Origin of the sequence: Paenibacillus polymyxa (assembly GCF_015710975.1) — a bacterium.
In the GTDB taxonomy this organism is placed as follows: domain Bacteria; phylum Bacillota; class Bacilli; order Paenibacillales; family Paenibacillaceae; genus Paenibacillus; species Paenibacillus polymyxa.
The window spans coordinates 3411094-3431087 of sequence record NZ_CP049783.1 but is presented as its reverse complement, the minus strand read 5'-3'; the positions used below and the strand labels follow the sequence as shown (position 1 = coordinate 3431087).

Annotated in this window: 13 protein-coding genes; 5 read left to right on the top strand and 8 right to left on the bottom strand. The window is 46.8% G+C overall.

Translation table 11 applies throughout. The annotated features are described in order from the left end of the window. Positions 1-48: 48 nt before the first annotated feature. The 4 genes from G7035_RS15360 to G7035_RS15345 form a co-directional block, all read right to left on the bottom strand. Positions 49-5562: a S8 family serine peptidase gene (locus G7035_RS15360; RefSeq protein WP_019688260.1), complete on the bottom strand. Its 5514-nt coding sequence runs from the start codon at positions 5560-5562 to the stop codon at positions 49-51. 534 nt (positions 5563-6096) lie between these two features. Continuing rightward, positions 6097-7722: a S8 family serine peptidase gene (locus G7035_RS15355; RefSeq protein ID WP_019688261.1), complete on the bottom strand. Its 1626-nt coding sequence runs from the start codon at positions 7720-7722 to the stop codon at positions 6097-6099. A 513-nt stretch (positions 7723-8235) separates the two neighbouring features. Then, positions 8236-10014, bottom strand: a complete 1779-nt coding sequence (locus tag G7035_RS15350) for a SulP family inorganic anion transporter (protein ID WP_019688262.1) — start codon at positions 10012-10014, stop codon at positions 8236-8238. Between the two features lie 29 nt (positions 10015-10043). Then, positions 10044-10373 carry an ArsR/SmtB family transcription factor gene (locus G7035_RS15345; protein WP_016818694.1) on the bottom strand — a complete coding sequence of 110 codons (330 nt, stop codon included), beginning with the start codon at positions 10371-10373 and terminating at the stop codon, positions 10044-10046. A 554-nt stretch (positions 10374-10927) separates the two neighbouring features. On the opposite strand from G7035_RS15345, the gene G7035_RS15340 reads away from it, so the two are divergent. The 3 genes from G7035_RS15340 (at position 10928) to G7035_RS15330 (ending at position 15087) form a co-directional block, all read left to right on the top strand. Continuing rightward, positions 10928-12385 carry an RtcB family protein gene (locus G7035_RS15340; protein WP_019688263.1) on the top strand — a complete coding sequence of 486 codons (1458 nt, stop codon included), beginning with the start codon at positions 10928-10930 and terminating at the stop codon, positions 12383-12385. Then, a complete protein-coding gene (locus tag G7035_RS15335; RefSeq protein WP_019688264.1) occupies positions 12385-13668 on the top strand; it encodes an AAA family ATPase in 1284 nt (427 codons plus the stop codon). Before G7035_RS15340 ends, G7035_RS15335 begins: the two co-directional genes overlap by 1 nt. A gap of 258 nt (positions 13669-13926) precedes the next feature. After that, positions 13927-15087 (top strand): MFS transporter, encoded by a 1161-nt coding sequence (locus G7035_RS15330; RefSeq protein ID WP_019688265.1) that lies wholly within the window; start codon positions 13927-13929, stop codon positions 15085-15087. An 83-nt stretch (positions 15088-15170) separates the two neighbouring features. On the opposite strand, the gene G7035_RS15325 is transcribed toward G7035_RS15330, so the two are convergent. From G7035_RS15325 to G7035_RS15315, 3 genes are read right to left on the bottom strand one after another with little or no spacing between them, the layout of a single operon-like run. Beyond that, positions 15171-15923: an amino acid ABC transporter ATP-binding protein gene (locus G7035_RS15325; protein ID WP_019688266.1), complete on the bottom strand. Its 753-nt coding sequence runs from the start codon at positions 15921-15923 to the stop codon at positions 15171-15173. A 14-nt stretch (positions 15924-15937) separates the two neighbouring features. Next, the gene (locus tag G7035_RS15320; RefSeq protein WP_016818689.1) at positions 15938-16606 is read right to left on the bottom strand and encodes an amino acid ABC transporter permease; all 669 of its coding nucleotides are present in this window, start codon (positions 16604-16606) and stop codon (positions 15938-15940) included. A gap of 17 nt (positions 16607-16623) precedes the next feature. Next, a complete protein-coding gene (locus tag G7035_RS15315; protein WP_019688267.1) occupies positions 16624-17475 on the bottom strand; it encodes an amino acid ABC transporter substrate-binding protein in 852 nt (283 codons plus the stop codon). A 279-nt stretch (positions 17476-17754) separates the two neighbouring features. Here G7035_RS15315 and G7035_RS15310 point away from each other — a divergent pair, with 279 nt between their 5' ends. After that, complete coding sequence (locus tag G7035_RS15310; protein ID WP_019688268.1) at positions 17755-19047, top strand: MFS transporter; 1293 nt, start codon at positions 17755-17757, stop codon at positions 19045-19047. A gap of 127 nt (positions 19048-19174) precedes the next feature. Here G7035_RS15310 and G7035_RS15305 read toward each other — a convergent pair whose 3' ends face one another. Next, complete coding sequence (locus G7035_RS15305) at positions 19175-19432, bottom strand: GlsB/YeaQ/YmgE family stress response membrane protein (protein ID WP_013372531.1); 258 nt, start codon at positions 19430-19432, stop codon at positions 19175-19177. A gap of 297 nt (positions 19433-19729) precedes the next feature. On the opposite strand from G7035_RS15305, the gene G7035_RS15300 reads away from it, so the two are divergent. After that, positions 19730-19993 carry a YkgJ family cysteine cluster protein gene (locus G7035_RS15300; protein ID WP_174822001.1) on the top strand — a complete coding sequence of 88 codons (264 nt, stop codon included), beginning with the start codon at positions 19730-19732 and terminating at the stop codon, positions 19991-19993. Position 19994: the final 1 nt, after the last annotated feature.

Genomic DNA, 19994 nt, shown 5'->3' with positions numbered 1-19994 from the left:
CCTGCAATGCATTCTAAAAAATCTTCTATCCCCTACTCTTACTTGCTGTTAACGGATCGTGATGGTATGCACTGCCTTACCGTTTGCGCCGTCATTATCCGTCACTGTTAGCTCCACAGTATACGTTCCGGCTGTGGTGAATTTATGCTTCACCTTTGAACCAACCGCCGTATCGCCATCACCAAAATTCCAACTGTAGCTGACGATCTCACCATCTGCATCACGGGAGGCTTTGGCGTTAAATTGTACATTTTTGTTCTTCTTGGCTGAGTCATTCGCCTGGATAATAGCTACCGGCTTTTCATTCGATGTAGGTGGATTCGGACCAGGGCCCTCTCCTCCACCATGGGTTACATACAATCTTCCCGGCGCCTCCGTTTCCACTTCATTCCCCGCTGCATCCCTTACCCGGATCACGATGACTCCGCCTTCCAGGTTCAGAGAAGATGAAGTGAGATAAATACCTTCATAGTGACCTGATGAAGTTTCATTTAATGGAATTTCATTACGGGCCAAAGTGGACAGGTTAAAGGGCAACTCCACATGGAAGGATGCCTCCAAACCAGATGCACTGTCAAAAGATACCCGTACCGGCTGCCCTGGAGTGATACGTACATCCTCAGCAGGACTAATATTTTCAAGTTTCGGCAGCGCTGTATCGACATACACCGAGCGTGTAACACTCGTTTCGTTTTCAGCAAGATCTTTGGCCGTTACCGTAATTTGGTTTTCACCTTCGTTGATAAGCAAACGTTTGTTAAAGCTGCCGTCGCTTCCGAATTCAGCAGGCTCGCCGTTAATCGTCAATTCACTGAGGAACTCGTCATACACCGTACCGGTTACACTGACCACACCTGCGTTCGTACGTGCTCCCTCACCAGGCGAAGTCAGGATCAGACCCGGTTTAGTCTGATCGAGCGTTACAACCACCGGCTCGGAACGATCCGTTACTTTGCCGTATACCGCCGCTTGAACACTTAGCGGATTAGCACCTGGCTGAAGATCGACCGCCAAACTGAATTGACGATCCTTCACTTTCGTTGTGCCAGCCAACTCTTTGCCATTAAAGAGCTGAATATCAGCCCCTTCTGCCGGAGAAGTTCCTGTTACGGTAATCGTATCCTCCTGCGTATACGTTGCCTTCGTAGGAGTTGTAATCGTTGGAGCGTTGACCGGATATCTGACGATCGCCCGGATCATGTAGTTCCCTTCCTCTTCAGGGGATTGGCTCCATGTGCCGCTTACACCTTGCCAGCTACGAAGCGCATTGGGGCTGTTTTCATCTGTAGCAAGGCCCGGCGACTGTGTGCCTACCGCAGACTGTGTATATACAATATAGAAATCGCCTTGAACCGTCACCGGCTCTGGAAGCTGTACCGTCGTCCATTGTGTCTCATCCCGTACAGCTATTCCGTCGAATGGACCAGCCAATAGACGTCCAGGTGCTCCTGCTGCACCGGAGGCGTCATAGACAGAATATTGGAATGCTGTTCCTCCCGGATTCGGGAAAGCAGAGTTCCAGAACAACAGTGATGCTCCTGTCACCTGTGCCACTTCCGACTCAGGTGTCATTCTCACTGCCCATGAATTGCCTGCCGCGTTAAAGGCTCTGGCATTTTCTCCTGTACCGTCATCATAGGCGATGCCTCCTTGAAAACCGATGAAAGGCTTCAACGTGACATTCGCTTCTACACTGCCGTTTGGAGGAGCCGTAACGGAAATACTGTCACTATAGTAATTTTCGGCTGCGATGGACAATGTGTATGTTCCTTCCAGCACGTCCAGCGTAAATTCTCCAGCCTCATTCGTCTCTACAGGAGCAATACGTGCATCCTCCAGCACCAATACTTTCGCTTTTTGGATCGGTTCACCAGATTGCTTGTCGGTGATGACCCCGTGAATCGTACCGTGTGGGACAGCCTGGAGACTAAAGTTTGCTCTGATGACTTTGTTATTTTCAATCGTAACTGCTTTCGTCTGAGGCACGTAACCGTAGGCTTCGGCCTTCAGCGTATAGTCACCCGCTACATGAGTGAAGCTGTATTTGCCCGTGGTTGGGTCTGTTTTCACCGAACGTCCGGTTTCCAGTACCGTAACCGTAGCACTAGCTGGAAGACTGTCGAGACCGACACGTCCACGATCCACTGATGCTTCTGCCGGCTTCACTTTTTCCTGAAATTCACTCTTTTCAGTGCTTGTAATTTTGTACAGTGGGAATTGTTCTTCTGCTTTTTCCAGCTTGATATTGGACTCAGGTACGATATCCTTGGTCACTGTCGAAGCTGGAACACCTAGCACACGGAAATCGTCAATATACCAGCCATTCTTGTTCACACTGTTATCCGATTTCAAGCGGAAGCGAACTTGAATCTCATTGCCGGTATAGCTGTCCAGATTGTAATAAACAGGTGCCCATTTTTTACCACTTGTATTATGCGAGAACTTACCCAGCTCACTCCACGTGTCGCCATTGTTTTTGGACACTTCTACATATCCGTAATCATAGCCGCCTTCAATTTCAAACCAGTGGTTGAAGGTCAGTGTTGCATTGCGTATACCATTCAAATTAATTTTTGGAGAAACCAGCGAAAAATCAGCACCGTTCTCATAGTTGCTATCGAGATCGGTGGCCCACACATTCGGTTTGGACACTGCGCTTTCCGGTCCTACTTCCTTAGGAATGCCGCGTTCCCACTCATCCTTGGTCCCGGAATGAGTCCAACCATTGTCTGAACTGCCATCAAAATGATCGCTATACAGCGTATCCGGCACGTCCACTCTTAGTGAAGCCTCGTTCGACTTGACACCTTCGTTACCGCTATAATCCTCGGCCGCCACTGCATAATGATAGGTCGCACCACCGACAGTGATCGTATCCGTGTAGGTCAGCCCAGAGGTTGTACCGATGGAAGTATAATTTTTACCGGACTGGGTTGAACGATACACCTTGTACTGCTTCACATCTTCATCAGAGGAAGCACCCCAGGCGAGTGTAACGTTGCCCACAGTATCTGCTTCAGCAGTCAAATGACCAGGGGCAGCAGGTGCAACGCTGTCTGGTTCCTGAATGGAGAGATCGTCAATATACCAGCCATCTTTCACGATTGTATTGTCACTAGTAAAGTTGAACAGGAGGTATACCTTTTGACCCGCAAACGCTCGCAAATCAAGATATTGTGTTTTCCAGCCATTGCTGGTGCCAGTAAACGATAATACCTGCTCAAACGCATTCTGATTGTTTGTGGTCGCTACATACACTTTGCCGAAATCAGAATTGTTTTCAAGATCGTACCAATGCTTGAAGCTGACCAGTGCACCTTTGGAACTTTCAGTTAGATCAATTGGAGGGGCCACAAAATAACTGTTGGAGTTGGTCTGGTATTGGCCTTCGAGATTGGTCGCGATGACCTTTGTACCCGAATGTGCGCCTTTAGGGCCGCTTGTCGGGGTTCCCCATTTCCAAACACTACCCTGACCCCCGATATTAATACCGGCAATGTCTTTTTCAAAGTCTTGTGTGTAGCCTGGTTTAACACCTTTGGAGACATTCACCTTATATACTTCCGTTTCAAAACCATTATTACCGAAATCATTTACACGGATATAGTATTCCAAACCTTTGCTATCCACCAAAAAGGTCGGAATGGACGCTTGATATGTACCATCTTTGCTGTCTCCAGAGGTCCGCTCCAACGGAATGTATACATAGTTTGACGAACCCGCTGTTTTGGCAAAGGCCTCAACGGCTGTTACGCCGACATCGTCCGTTACATGTGCAGTCAAAGGGATATCAATACCCTCAAATGCAGCTGCAGGCGGTGTATGCTCAAGAACAGGCGCTTCCAGATCGTCGCCACCCGTTACGACTTTACCGGATACAGAGCCCAGACCCTGCATGACAGATCCGACTGCATCAAGTGCATTAATGACGCCATGTCCATATCCATTGTTTGGCGAAGTAGGATATGTACTATCTGTCCGAGGGGTGGCTGTGTTTTCCAGAATTTCCTCCAGCTGATCCACGGTAAGAGAATGATTCGCTTGCAGTAATAGAGCAGCAAGACCCGCTACATGAGGGCCCGCCATAGAAGTACCGTTATATCCACCTTTATAACCGCCACCAGCCACGGTTGAACGAATATTTACACCCGGCGCGGAAACTTCGGGCTTGATCTCACCGTAAGGTGAGGGTCCCAGCAATGAAAAGCTTCCCAGTTTATCATTGATATCGGTTGCCCCAGTGGCAAAGGATTCCGGATAGTTGGCCGGATTGGCTACCGATCCAGGTCCGCCCGGATTGGAGAGAGAGGTGTTCCCTGCGGAGAATTCGGGAAAGATTTGAGCATCCCGCCATGCCTGAACTACAGGCCGGAACCATTCATCAAGACCCGGTCCGCCTCCCCACGAGTTGTTCACTACGTCTGGAGCAAGTTCGGGATGAAGATTACCTTGGGCATCTTTTGGCGCAAGCAGCCATTGACCGCCGTCCAGTATAATTGCATCCGTCGTTTCCGGATTAAAAATCCGAACCGCAATCCACTTTGCACCAGGGGCAACGCCCACTCGGTTCGTTCCATTTTCCTCGGAGCCGACCATCGTGCCCATCGTATGCGTACCATGGGAATCGTCTTCCTGATCGACCGGAAGCGCCGCATGACTATGCGGATCATACCAGCTCAGTTCTGGATTTACGACATTGCCTGCCGCATCCAGACCACGCCATTTGCGATGAAGGGCCGGATGCGTGTAGTCAACGCCTGTATCGAGGTTGGCGACCACGATTCCGGTTCCGTCGATTCCTTTTTCCCACACTTGTGGTGCGTTAATATGGGATATGTTCCATTCCACTGTGGACGGGTCCACAGCGTTCTTGCCTGTATTACCGGGCAATGCCGATGTTTTGCCATCGCCCTTTTCCGGTTCTACAGCTTTCTGGGCTGTGTCAGACTTTGCCGTTCCTGCTGTTGCTGCCGTTGCGGTTCCAGCCGCTTTGGTGCCTGTGTCCTCTGGCTGCTTATCAACCGTTACCTTTTGCAGATAACGTGTTTCATTCGGTACAATTTTATCGACCTCAGGCAGCTTCGAGATATGATCCAGCACCTCCTTGGTGCTCGTGACAGCCAAAGCATTGACTATAAAATAGCTTTTATATTCCTTTACTCCGCCGCTCTCCGATTCCTTATCCAAATAACTTTCAAGCCCGTATTGGGTTCTGGAAGCCGTTTCACGTAGAGAGCTGATCACATGGCTGCGCACAGCCATTTTGGCAGCGGAAGGTGTTATTTTCTCAAGTGAAGCCTTTTGAAGAGCATTTTTGGAAACCTTGTTCGTATCTACCTGTTCTTTTAATTTGACCAAATAGGTAACATAGTTGTTCTCCTCAAACTGTTTGGTCAGCTTCGCGGATACCTTCGCGGTCGTGACCATGTGCGAGGCTGATTTCAGCTCCAGCTTGGAGCCATCCGGGGTGTTTTTCGCCAAAGCGGGTTGAACAAATGAAAAGGCCATAAGCAAAGAGAGTCCAATAGATAACGGTTTCTTGAAACGTCTAGGTTTAATCAATTACTTCTCCACTCCTTTTACTAGGTTTAATGATTCTGGAATAACCTGTACAAGAGTCAGACCTCATGCCTTGCACATCAAACACGCGGGTTGCGCAATACGATGTGTTAGCCACCACCTCCTTCATAGATTATAGAGAGGCTCAAAAAGATATTTGGCTGTTCATAGATGGCAGTACTTCATAGGTGAGTTTACAATCCCAATAGAGAAGCGATGAAATTCAGTAGATACCTAGGAGAAAAAGCAGAAGCATTTCGAAGGAAAAAAACATGTTATATCATTACATTTTATATTAAAAATTGATATATAATCATATATTATGGATAGTATAAAGTTATCAAAACAGATATACAAGTCATTTTTTTGCAATTTTCTTGAAATTCTATGACTTTTATATTCATTTATGTAGGAAAACCCCTTTTTAGCAGCTACGCCATAGTGCAACACACGGTTAGCAGGTGCATGCATCCTTGTACGAGCCGCCCAAAGGGATTTTCGGGGATCTTTCTTAAACCTGTATGATTATGATTATTTTTAGTTAAGTACGGAGTTCACCGCAGCAAGCGCATCGATCAGACCATTTCCATAGCCGTTGTTGGGTGAAGTCGGATACTGACTGTCTGTCAGCGGTGTTGCGGTTTTCGAAATAACATCCTCCAATTGATCCACAGTTAATGATGGTTTAGCCTGAAGCAGCAATGCCGCTAATCCAGCCGTATGCGGACCTGCCATAGAGGTACCGTTCCAGCCTCCCTCATAAACTCCTCCCGGTACAGAGGAACGAATGTTTACACCAGGAGCCGAAATTTCTGGCTTCACTTCGCCATAAGGAGAAGGACCACGCAACGAGAAGCTTGCCAGCTTGTTATTGATATCCGTGGCTCCTGTGGCATAGGCTTCTGGCAAGTTAGCCGGATTGGCCACAGACCCAGGTCCGCCGGGATTCGATAGTGTTGTATTGCCTGCGGAGAACTCAGGGAAAATTTGTGCCGCTCTCCACGCCTTGGTCACTGGGCGATACCATTCGTCCAGGCCAGGTCCACCGCCCCAAGAATTATTCACCACATCCGGTGCAAGCTCAGGGTGCTTTTTGCCGTTTTTATCTACAGGTGCAAGAATCCACTGCCCACCATCCAGCAAGATGGAATCTGTGGTATCTGGATTGAATACTCGTACGGCAATCCACTTGGCCCCTGGAGCAACACCGATTTGATTCGTACCGTTGCTGTCTGAGCCAACGCTTGTCCCCATCGTATGTGTACCATGTCCATGGGAATCTGTTGGCAGCGATGCTCCATTAACCGCATCATACCAGCTCAGCTCTGGATTGACGACTTGACCGGAAGCATTCAGCCCGCGCCATTTTCTTTTCAATGCCGGGTGAGTATATTCAACACCTGTATCCAGATTGGCAACGACAATGCCTTTGCCATCAATACCTTTGGCCCACACCTGTGGTGCTTTAATCTTAGAAATATTCCACTCCACACGACTTGGCGTTACTGCATCTTTATACACGGATTCTTGCACCGATTTTTGTGCATTTTCTTCCGTCACAGCCGGGTCAACAGCAGTTTGATCTGCCACTGCTTGGCCTGCTGTTGATTGCTCCCCTATCGGCTGGGTATCCTTATCGATTTCTACCTTTTGCAACTCGCGCTTTTCATCTGGTAAAATTTTGTCGATCTCAGGTAGGATGGCGAGATTTTCCATGACCTCTTTGGTACTGGTTACCGCAAATGCGTTTACGATAAAGTAACTCTTATATTTTTTGGCGTTTCCGTTATTGACTTCCTTCTTTAAGTATTCTTCCACGGATTGTTGAGTTTTTTCTGCGGTATCCATGAGAGAGTTTACAACCGTTGTACGTACAGATAGCTTAGCAGCAGCGGGGGAAATCTGCTCGGCAGAAGCCTTCTGAAAAGCGTGCTTGGCAACAGACTCCGTGTCTACTTGATCTTTTAATTTAACCAGATAGGTGACATACTCGCTGGCGCTGAATTGCTGGTTCAGCTTGGCTGAAACCTTGGCGGAAATCGACGATGCTCCTGCTGAGGAGGTTGTGCTGGAATCTGCATACACCGGAGAAATCAGAGAAAAAGCAAGAATAGCGGTAAAACCGACCGACAGTGTCTTTTTGATATTTTTCCACTTAATCAATACTTTTCCTCTCCCTTTACTTGGTTTTTGTGATTCTCAAAGACAACCTTCCGACAGCAGCGTCAAAAGCTCACAAATAGCCTCTGGTACTCACCTCCTTTAAAAATATAGATTCTGGGGTGAAATCCATAGGTCATATTCTAAGGTGAATAACCTTTGGTGCAGACCGCAAGGAACGACATTCAATTCAGAACTGTGGACAAGTCTGGAAGAAAGTAAGTGAAAAAAATGAAGAAAAGGGTAGGGTAAGATACTAGAAGTGATCGAGGAGGTTGATAAGCATATTATTAAAATACAATTTAAAACAAAAGAATGAATCATTTGATATCTTTTGAATCTAGTATAGTGTCATAAAAACAGATATTCAAGCATTTTTTTGAATTTTATTCCTTTTTTTCTTGAAGAAGTGAAAAACCTCTTCTATAATCCGCAACCAAATGCACCGAGAAAACTCGCATTTGTTTCGAAAATAAAAGAGGTTTTTCGGCATTCAGCAGCATAAGTAGAAGAATGCTATCTGCCGCTATTTACAGGTATGGGAACCGAAACGGCTTCTGGAAAGGAAGATTTGGTTTCCTGGGTTCTGCGACACAGGCTCGTACATTCTCGAAAAGCCATCTGCCTGCATCCCCTGCATCGCTCCTGATTCACCATTGCAAGAGCTGCCGTAAGGGCCTCTCCTGTATGTTCGAAAAAATGATTTTGTCCGATCATGTCGTAACATCCGGTTTTCCGCAGTAACTCCAGCGGTTGGGGCTGGAGTCCGGACACAAGCACTGTCCCACCAGACTTCCGGTACTTGTGAATTAATGCGGTAAAGTTAGCTTCTCCCGTCATATCCATAAAAGGGACCTTTCCCATTCGCAACAACAAAATCCCTTGCAGGTGGCCAGTCTGTCCCCCTACACCTGAGTTCTCCAACGTCGAAGCTGCACCGAAAAATAGGGGGCCTTCCACATTGTAAATAGCCACCTGTGGGCAATCATGCTGCTCTGTGACCATATGTGCGCCTACTTTTTCATGCTTCACAGAAGGGTCAGGAAGCACCTTATCGACTGAAAGTGTACTGCTCATACGTTTGACGAACAATACAACTGCCAGAATCAGACCTACCTCCACAGCCGTTGTCAACGTCGTAAAGACCGTCAGCAAAAAGGTGACGACCAGCACAATAGAATCCGCTGTCCGTGTTTTGAGAATGTGCGCAAAATGCTTGCGCTCACTCATATTCCAGGCGACTACCATCAATACCGGTGCCATACTAGCCAACGGAATATTAGATGCATAAGGTGCAAAAAGCACCAGAATGAGGAGCACCACGATCCCATGCACAATACCTGACATAGGAGAAACCGCGTTGTTGCGGATATTGGTGGCCGTACGGGCAATGGCACCTGTCGCAGGAATGCCGCCAAACAGTGGTGTCAGCAAATTAGCAATCCCTTGTCCAACCAATTCGCGATTGCTGTTATGCCGGGTTCCCGTCATCCCGTCAGCTACTACCGCTGAAAGCAGCGATTCAATAGCCCCCAACATCGCTATAACAAGTGCTGGCGGCAACAGCTTCACGATCAATTCCCACGTCATCACAGGAATATGCAGCTCAGGCAATGATGCCGGAATTGCGCCATAAGCAGAGCCAATCGTAGCCACCTGCCCTGGAAAAAGCAAAGCTGCCACCAACGTTGACAAGAGCAGGCCGACCAGTGATCCAGGTATCTTGGGCCATTTTTTAGGCACTAGAATAAGCGCAGCAAGACAGATACAAGCTGTCAGGATACTATACACATTGAGTGAAGGAAGTCGATGGACGAGCTCTGCCATCGAAGGCAGAAAAGTTTCATGTCGCTCTACCCCACGCAAACCGAGAAAGTTAGCAATCTGACCACTGAAGATCGTCACGGCAATCCCGGCTGTAAAGCCAATGGTTACGGGCTTGGGAATGAACTTGATCAATGCCCCCAGCCTTAAAACACCCATTAAAATGAGTATGATGCCTGCCATAAACCCTGCTATAAGCAAATTCTCATAGCCGTATTGCATGACAATAGCCAGCAAAATTGGAATAAACGCACCTGTAGGTCCTCCGATCTGAAATTTGGACCCACCCAGCAGTGAAATCAAAATCCCCGCTACAATGGTTGTGTACAGACCATATTCCGGCTTTACCCCCGATGCAATGGCGAACGCCATACCGAGCGGGATGGCCACAATCGCTACAATGCTTCCAGAAATTAGATCCTTTCGTAAAGCCCCTGCGTTATAGCCTTCGAACCTTCCTATCCACTTCATTCCTGTAACCCTTCTTTTCTGTAGTAGCATTACTTCTCGTTACGTATTCCTTCCAGCAACGAGATAGCTTCGACTAAATGATTGTCAAAAATCTGCCGCGCCACCGCTAGCAGCTCCGTTAAGAGCGGATCACGTAGTGAATACACGACCGTTGTGCCTTCCTTAAAGCTGTTCACCAAATTTTTAGCCCGTAAGACAGCCAATTGCTGCGATACGGCAGAACCTTCGGAACCGAGCGCAGTCTGCAACTCGTTCACATTCCGTTCCCCTTCACTCAGCACCTCCAAAATGCGGATGCGCAGAGGGTGAGCCAATGCTTTGAAAAAGTCAGCCTTAAACTTCTGGAGATCTCCTTCCATGCCTGCGCCGTCCTCCTCACAGATTGTTTTCATAACGATCAACAATATCTGAATATTTGAATATTCAGTACAATAACAGTTTTGGGTCAATTGAACTATGATGTTACTCACACTTCACCATGCGTATAGTCACATTTTTCCACACTTTTATCTTTCAGGGTTGACAGCTTCCACAGGTTTCCATTAACATAACAATTAACTTTAAGAAAAGGGGGCCGACAGACATGACCAAGCTTTACACGATAATGACAATCAGTCAGCATGATACAATCACATATTCGAAATTTCGTCTCATCGGCCCCGTTCGGGCGACATGATGGGTATGTCACGCTGTCTGACGGCGTGATGAACCAGGCTTTTTTATTTTTATATGCTATTGAAAGAACAGGTTATTTATGTTTTTATGATGTACTATATGATGTACTGATCATAAAATGTAATGACACTTTCGGTGCACGAAGCCGTAGACGACAAGTCTGCGGCTTTTTTGTTTTTTTCGAATCTTTTTATAGGATGTTATAAATTTACATGAAGAAGGGAACTACCCATTTATTATGAATATACAACCTACGACCAACTCATCTTTTCATGAAGGACCATACAGCCACCTGATGAAGCTTCCGGCAGGGGATCTGACCGTGTACGCTTCGCAGCAACTCTTCTCCTCACTGGATTACAAAGTGTTCGAGATGGCTAATAACAATTTACAAATTCCAGGTATCCGCTATATGGGATATACACCAGATGTACATGTAGGCGTCGGAACCTGCATCGGTACAACTGCGGTATGGGGAATGGAAGACGGCTATGTATCTCCCTCCATCGTTGGCAGCGATATTGGCTGCGGCATGCGCGTACACCTGACCAATCTGCACAAGGATGCTTTGAAGGAAATCAAGCTGCGCCGCAAGCTGGTTAAGACAATCGACAAATACTTGCCGATGGAAGCCCACCAACGCGGACATTATTCGGATATACGACTGGAGCATATTGTACGTAAGGGTTTGCATGGCTTACCTAATAAATATATTCCAGATAGCTACACTCCTAAGAAATCCACCTCACTGACTCATGTAGAGCACAGTAAGTTCTCCTTTGACGAGGAAGTGCTGAATCTCGTCGAAGACCGTACTTGGCACCGGGCTCATCGGCAGCTCGGCACGTTGGGTGGAGGCAATCATTTTGTCGAAGTTCAGGCGATTGAAATTGCGGAAGAAAATAGAGAAGTCGCTGAAGCTTGGGGGATGTTCGACGGTCAGGTGGCTGTGATGATTCATTCCGGATCACGTGCTTGGGGTGGAGCAGTCAGCCAGTCCAGTTCATCTGCCATCGCCAAAGCGATGAGCCGTCTCGGTCTCGGCACCTCCGACCCGAGACTCGTATTTGCACCGCTGGATCATCCCGAGGCAGCACATTATGTGGATATGATGTATTCAGCGCTGAATTATGCTGTGGTGAACCGACATCTGATTGCATACTCCGTGCGAGAAGCCTTCCGCGATGTCTTTGGTACAAAGTGCGAGTTGCGTACGCTGTACGATCTGATGCACAATTATGCTTGGGAGGAGTCCCATCCGGATCATGGCAGCGTGTTTGTACATCGTAAAGGTGCAACGCGCGCGCTTCCAGCAGGACACCCTGACAATCCGCGGCCTTATGAGGCGACTGGGCATCCGGCCCTGATCCCCGGCTCAATGGGGACTGCCTCTTATATTATGGTAGGTTTACCGGGCGGTCAGGATAACTTTCACTCCATTTGTCATGGAGCGGGCCGTATTCGCTCGCGTTCTGCGACCAAGCGGCTTGTAAGTGTAGACGATTTTGCAGGTGCCCTGGGTGTAGGGACAGACGACGAAATTGTGGTCAACCAGGCATCTCTGGAAAGTATTATCGACGAATCTCCACAAGCCTACAAAAATGTAGATGATATTATTGAAAGTGTTACCGGGGCAGGACTCGCAGCCGTTGTAGCCAAATGTAGACCGCTGGCCGCCCTGAAAGGAGCAAAATAATGTTGAGTATAGACATCCCAGCTATTTATGAATTTGACGAACGAACAGATGGACGCATTACCGGTTATGCCGCATATGCCCGTCTGATCGACGGTATTAGTGAAGCACTCTATAACCGCTATGGCGTAAAATATGAGCTGTATGCCAGTGATGATCCCAATATTGAATATTGGGATCTGCTGGAGGAGGATATTCGTTCAGGCAGCCCTGATCTGGAGCATGTGGCACGGGTCTTCGATCGTTTGGAGGAACGCACCATTCAATATGACGATGACGGGCCAACGCCTGAATATGGTGTGCATCTGTCGATGCGCAATAATGTATTTGCCTATCCCAAGTGGGGGATCGCACTGGCACGAGTTCCCTTTTTCCGTGAAAATGGCGTATACAATGAAGATTACGTATTTGCCACAGGCGATCAGGAGCTGCAAAGCTTCCTCGCCGGCGTACGCGGTCGTGAACGCAAGCAAAATATGAAGCGTGTCACCGTCTTTACCGATACAAGCCGTGGACTCTCTCGGCAAGCAGAACCGATAACCCGCGCAATTACACGGGATGACGTGATTTTGAAGGCAGAAATCAAGCGGGATATCTTCCGATCACTTGATCAGTTTTTTGAAGCAGATCGTACCTTCTATCAGACTTATAACATTCCTTACAAGCGTGGAATTCTACTATACGGCCATCCAGGTAACGGCAAAACAACACTTGTGAAATCAATTGCCAGCAGTGTACCGGGTCCGGCCGCTTACTGGCAAATTACAGAATATACAACTAGTGAATCAGTCAAAGAGGTGTTCGAGGCGGCTACTCGTCTGGCTCCAATGGTACTGGTCATTGAGGACATTGATTCTATGCCTCAGGAGGTTCGTTCCTTTTTCCTGAATACGCTCGACGGCGCTACATCCAAGGAGGGTATCTTCCTGATCGGAACGACCAATTATCCCGAAAAAATTGATCCGGGACTGATGAACCGGGCGGGGCGTTTCGATCGGGCTTACGAAATTAGTTTGCCTGACGAAGCGCTGCGACTCGCGTATCTCAAGCTGCGTAACTTCCTTGTTTTTGCAGGTGAGACAGGTACACAGAAGGCGGCAACGATGACGGACGGCTTCTCCCTGGCTCAGCTTGGTGAACTGTATGTCAGCACGGCTCTAGAATGGCATGAGCAAGGAAAAGCCGATATTGAGCTGATTATTAAAGGCATGCGGGGCGAGCTTGATAAAAGCCGCAAGCAGGACTGGCTAAAAAATGCCTCCGAAGGAAGAGTTGGGTTTTTCTAATCCATCCTTTTATTGCCTCATTATGAAATTTATGTTACGATGATAAACAATAAAGTACCGAAAGGGTGACCTTAAGCCAATGATCTACTAATCCTATTTTCAAAGAAAAAACGTAATCTTACGAATTTTCTGGATAGGATTAGTGTAGGCTTTTGGGTATTAACGATAAGAGCATTGCTTCTTTGACGGGAGCAGTGTATCTTCTTGTTCGTATGTCTGCCTCCTATCCAGAACTAATGGATAAGGAGGTTTTTTTGTATGAAAAGAATACTCGTAATTCTCATGATTAATATATTCATTGTTATGGTCGGCGTTGGTTTGATTACCCCTATTCTTCCGGAATTGATCATTGAATTTGGTGCCAGTGGGCGAGCCATCGGTTTATTGGTGGCGGCCTATGGCATAACGCAATTCCTGCTCTCGCCCATGACTGGGCAGCTGTCTGATCGATACGGGAGAAAAGTTTTTATCGTCGTAGGTGTTATTATTTTTGCTGTAGCTAAATTTATGTTTGCTATTGGGGATGAGCTGTGGATGCTGTACACCTCAAGACTTCTGGAAGGAGTTGCAGCAGCCCTGATTATTCCGCCCATGCTGGCATATGTAGCTGATATTACAACAACCGAAGAACGTGCCAAAGGAAATAGCCTGCTAGCGGCAGCGATGTCATTTGGATTTGTCATTGGTCCAGGACTTGGCGGCCTTCTTGCAGGATATGGAACGAGAGTGCCGCTGTATACAGCAACAGGTGCAGCTATGATTGCAGTTATTTTTTCAATCGTTTATTTACCTGAAAGCTTATCGAAAGAACAAATGAAGGCAGCACGGGCAACAACTCATCGAAGGGAATCTATTTTCAAACAATATGCAAGATCATTAAAGTCAAAATATGCGATGTTCTTTGTCATTGTCCTGGTGATGACTTTTGGACTCGCTAACTTTGAATCCGTTCTTGGCTTATATGTAACGGATCGCTTCCAATTCTCACCGCAACATATTTCAATCCTTCTAACGGCAGGTGCTGTGATCGGCGTCGGTATGCAGGCATTGGTTGTTGCTAAAATGATCAAGCAGTTTGGTGAAAAAAGGTTGATCAAAGGCTCGCTTCTCTTCACCTCTGCCGCTTATATTTTACTTCTCTTCGCCAAAGACTTTTGGAGTATCTTTCTTGTGACTTCCCTTATTTTCTTTGCCACAGCTATGCTTCGTCCAGCTCTTAATACACAATTGTCGAAGATGGCAGGAAATGAGCAAGGATATGTAGCTGGTATGAACAATGCCTATATGAGTGTCGGGAATATTCTAGGTCCCACTCTAGCGGGATTTTTATTTGATGTGAATATGTTCGCTCCATTCCTAATAGGCTGTTGTATTCTTTTGATTACCTTTCTGATTACATTAAAAATTAAAGTGAAATAAAAGAGAACCACTGATGCATAAAAGGCAGCTACTGGCCTGGGCGTTATTTTTAACCCCCGGCTGCAGCTGCCTTTCTATTCAGTTTATTCCGTTTCCCCACTCAGTCGATTCAAAAACTGGATGGCCCGTGGACTGGTCGGCTGCTCCAGCACCTGATGTGGCGTACCCTGCTCAATGATTACGCCCTGATCCATCAGGATTACATGATCCGCAACCTCTGCCGCAAATTTCATTTCATGGGTGACAATAACCATCGTCATTCCTTCGGCAGCCAATTGCTTTATGACCTTGAGCACCTCACCTACCAACTCGGGATCAAGAGCAGAGGTGGGCTCGTCGAACAAAAGCACCTCAGGTTCGACCGCCATTGCCCGGGCAATACCGACCCGTTGTTGCTGTCCTCCCGACAATTGATGTGGATAGGATTCCGCTTTATCAGCCAACCCTACCTTCTTCAGCAGCTCCAAAGCACGTTTGCGCGCTTCGTCCTTGCTTTTTTTCTGAACCGTGACTTGCCCCTCCATCACATTTTGTACGGCAGTCATATGCGGGAAGAGGTTGTAGGATTGAAATACCATCCCTGTCCGCTTACGCAGCGCCAAAATGTTTTCTTGTCGAAGCTTCGTTCCTTTCGCAAAATTCAGGGCAATATCACCTACCTGAATTTCTCCCTGATCGGGAATCTCTAGCAAATTCAAGCAGCGTAAAAGCGTTGTTTTACCAGAACCGGAAGGACCGATAATCACAAGTACTTTTCCCTTATCGAGCGTCACGCCAATCCCCTTAAGCACTTCCAGCGAGCCGAACGACTTGTGTATATTCCGAATTTGGATCACCGGTACAATCTCCTTTATCTAATGGAAAAACGGCTGAGACGCTTTTCCAAATCATTTTGTAGCACAGTCAATATCGTGCTAAATAGCAGGTAAATAACTCCAGCCTCGGTATAAACTAATAGCGGTTCGTAGGTGGTAGCTACAATCTGATTAGCCGTTCTGAACATTTCCACATAGGTGATGGTGGCAGCCAGTGAGGTATCCTTTACCAAGCTGATGAATGAGTTGGCAAGCGGGGGTACGGATACACGGGAAGCTTGAGGAAGCACGATCCGCCGCAGCACTTGCCAGCGTGTCATCCCCAAGGAATATCCCGCCTCCCATTGACCCTCTTGAATGGAAATAATAGCGGCACGCATAATTTCAGAGCTATAGGCCCCCACGCTAAGCGTAAAGCCGATCACTGAAGCAATAAACGGGTCCAGTGTAATACCAACAGAAGGTAAACCGTAGAAAATAATATACAATTGCACCAGCAATGGAGTTCCTCGAATCACCCATACATAGAAGCCGAAGATCAGCTTGAGTATTCTCCATTTGGACAACCGGGCGAGTGCAGTGATTAGCGCCAGCACAAGTCCCAGAGCAAATGAGATCAGTGTGAGCGGAATCGTAAAAGAAACCCCTGCTTTTAGCAGAGGCAATAATGAATCCATAATAATTTGTATTTGGCGATCATCCATTGTACAGACATCCTTTATTATTTGGACACATCGGCTCCAAAATATTTTTCAGAAATTTTCAGATACGTACCGTCAGCCTTCATATCAGCCAACGCTTTGTTGACTTCCTTGATCAAATCTTCGCTCCCTTTATTAAATACTGCTGCGCTGTGTGAAGCATCCGAAGATTCGTCCACCTTTTTGATTGGAGCATCAGGCTTTTGCTTTTTCAGATCCAGATAGGATAATCCGTCGTTGACGGTCGCATCTACACGTTTGGAAGTGAGGAGGTCAATAGCTTGATTGAATCCTTCGGTTGCTACAATTTCCGCCCCGTTGCTTTTTGCGATTTGAGTCAGGTTGCTAGTCAGGGATTGCCCTGCCTTTTTACCTTTTAAATCAGCAAATTTTTGGATGTCCGTATTATCATCACTCACGATCAGAACCGCCTTGGAGACAATGTACGGATCGGAGAAATCATATTTTTGCTTACGCTCATCTGTAATGGACACTTCATTGAATACTGCGTCAAACCGCTTGGAGTTCAAGCCTGCAAATATTCCGTCCCATTGTGTCTCGATAAATTCCGGTTGCACACCCAGCCGCTTACTTACTTCGGTTGCAATATCGACGTCAAAGCCTGTCAATTTGCCAGCAGCATCATGGTACGTAAACGGAGCATAGGTACCTTCCGTACCAATTCTCAGCTTGCCACTCGCTTTTACAGATTCAAGGGTAGCTGCAGCCGTTGTATCTGCTTTTCCATTATTAGAACCGTTCCCTCCGGTAGATGCATCATTCGTGCTAGTGCCTTTATCATTGTTGCCGCAAGCCGAAACCAGCAATGCCATCACGATGAGTACAATCGGTAAAAAACTAAATTTTTTCATGTTATCCACACTCTTTCCCTTTTTCTTGATAACCTAGCACAGGCTGGTCATTGAATAGTACATCATTCATTTTCGCACGTCAATGCTTTTATCCAATAATCCCTATCCAAAAGGTAAGTTATATTTTTTTATCATCTAATTCTATTCTAGGTTGACTCCATCATAGGCTGGCTATTCATCTTCACTGCCCTCGCAGCAACTTTTTGTGTACCATTACATAAGAGATTTCGTATAATAGGTTTTAATATACAGATTAGAAATATTTACCGGAGTGTGATCATGGATACCCAAAATACAACTTTATCCCCTGAAGGAAGGCACTCGGCCTGGGCTACCTTTACTTCACCTTTAAAACAATCCAAAGCGTTCACCCTCTTATGGCTTGGACATTGGATCGCGATGTTAGGAAGCTCCGTCACGACAGTCATTTTGCCACTGGTTATCTATTCTCTGACAGGCTCCACCACCATCATGGGATTGGCGATGACGGTTTATATGCTGCCAAATGTACTTATTCTTCCTTTCGCAGGAATGATCGTGGACAGAATCGACCGAATTCGCCTCCTTCTGTTCACGAATGTCGCCCGCTTTGGTCTGATGTTCGTTGCTTCGGTGCTGATGTTTACGGACGGGATGAAGTTGCCGTTCCTATTCGTTGGGCTTGCGTTGTACGGATTGATGGATGGTATCTTTAATCCGGCTTATTCAGCCTTACGTGCACAAGTGTTTACACCGGACATCCGCAATGCTGCCAATGCGCTAAGTCAAATCAGCATACAAGCTGTTCGTCTACTCGGTCCTCCGCTAGGAGGCTTTATTGTATCCTTTTCCTCTCCCGGTGTCGGCTTTGGACTGGATTCTATCGCTTACCTGGTATCATTTTCCTGTTTTTGGATGCTAAGTGCTCATTTGGCCTCCATCATCGGCAAACGTCAGACCGGTTCAGAACAGGAAGATCAGGGTGGACAACATTTTCTCAAGGATTTTATAGCAGGTTTTGCTATTCTTAAAAGCCATCCTTGGCTATGGATTACGATACTCGCCTTTTCTTTCATTAATATCTGTTATTCAGGTATTATCGCTGTGCTCATCCCATGGCTGTTCAAGGTGCATCATGGCTATAATCCAGTCGTATACGGCATCGCAATGGCAAGTAGTGGCATTGGTGCCATGTTGGGAGCCTTTGTGTATGGATCGCGCAAGCATTGGAAACACCGCGGTCTGCTCGCTTACTTAGGAGCTTTTGTCAGCGGTCTTGCCTTACTGCTGTTGTCCATAGTCACCTGGATGCCAGGATTGATTATGAGCATGATGCTCGAAGGATTTGGTATTATGATTTTTGCGATCATCTGGGAGACAAGCCTGCAGGAATTAGTTCCCGCTGAATCCTTTGGACGTGTAGCCAGTCTGGATTTGATGTTTTCCTTCGCACTGCTTCCTGTCGGCTATCTGGCCGTAGGTGCCGTGGCGGACAAGCTTGGCGGTATCCTCACCATTGGTATGTTTGCAACCATCGGCATGTGTATCGTGCTGGGCGTGCTAATTGTTCCTCATATCAGACGATTTCAATAGAAACTATGTAACTTTATCTCAAAAAAAAGCTGCTCCCACAGGTTCATTTGTGAACCTTGCGGAAGCAGCTTTTTTCCATTTTTAACTCGCGCCACATCGGGACGGGTCTATTCAATAATTCGTAAAGTTAGCCTCTGCTCCGTCCAACGGAACGGAAGATCAAGCTCACAATCACGACTAGCACAATCGCACCAATTAATGCAGGAACGATGTAGAACGATCCGATTTCAGGACCCCAGTCTCCCAAAATCAAGCTACCCAACCATCCACCGATAAAACCAGCGATGATGTTACCAATCACACCACCCGGAACATCACGACCTGCGATAATTCCTGCCAACCAACCAATAATACCACCAACAATCAATGCCCATAACCAACTCATTTTGCGTCACCTCGTTTTAGTTTTTATCGTTGTGTTCTATTATTAACCACTCGAACTCCTTTTGAACACACAGAGACCAAATGGTTAATATTACCACTCAATGGTACGCTGATTTGGGGGCTTGATACCATCCTACGTGCCTCCCAGATTATTTATGCTCTTTGTGTGAAAAGTGTGTCTCCTATCCGTTTATCCTTGTATTCCTGCTTTTTTTGTGCCATCCTCACATTATGGCTTCACTGAAGTCACTTCATGCATAAGTTACAAAAATAACAGATTATTAAGGAGTGACCCCCTCTGGAGTGTCGAGTAGGATGTGCTGCATGTTGCATTGCCATTACGATTTCTTCCCCTATTCCCGGCATGCCAGACGGAAAACCCGCTGGTGTTCCTTGCCCTCAACTCACGCCTGATTACCGCTGCCAATTATTTGGAAAACCTGAGCGTCCTGCTGTATGCAGTGGCTTTCATGCGGATAAGGATACATGCGGAGACACTAATGAAAGAGCATTTGAACTGCTGAGCGAGCTGGAGAAATCCACTTTACCGAGTAATGCCTAAG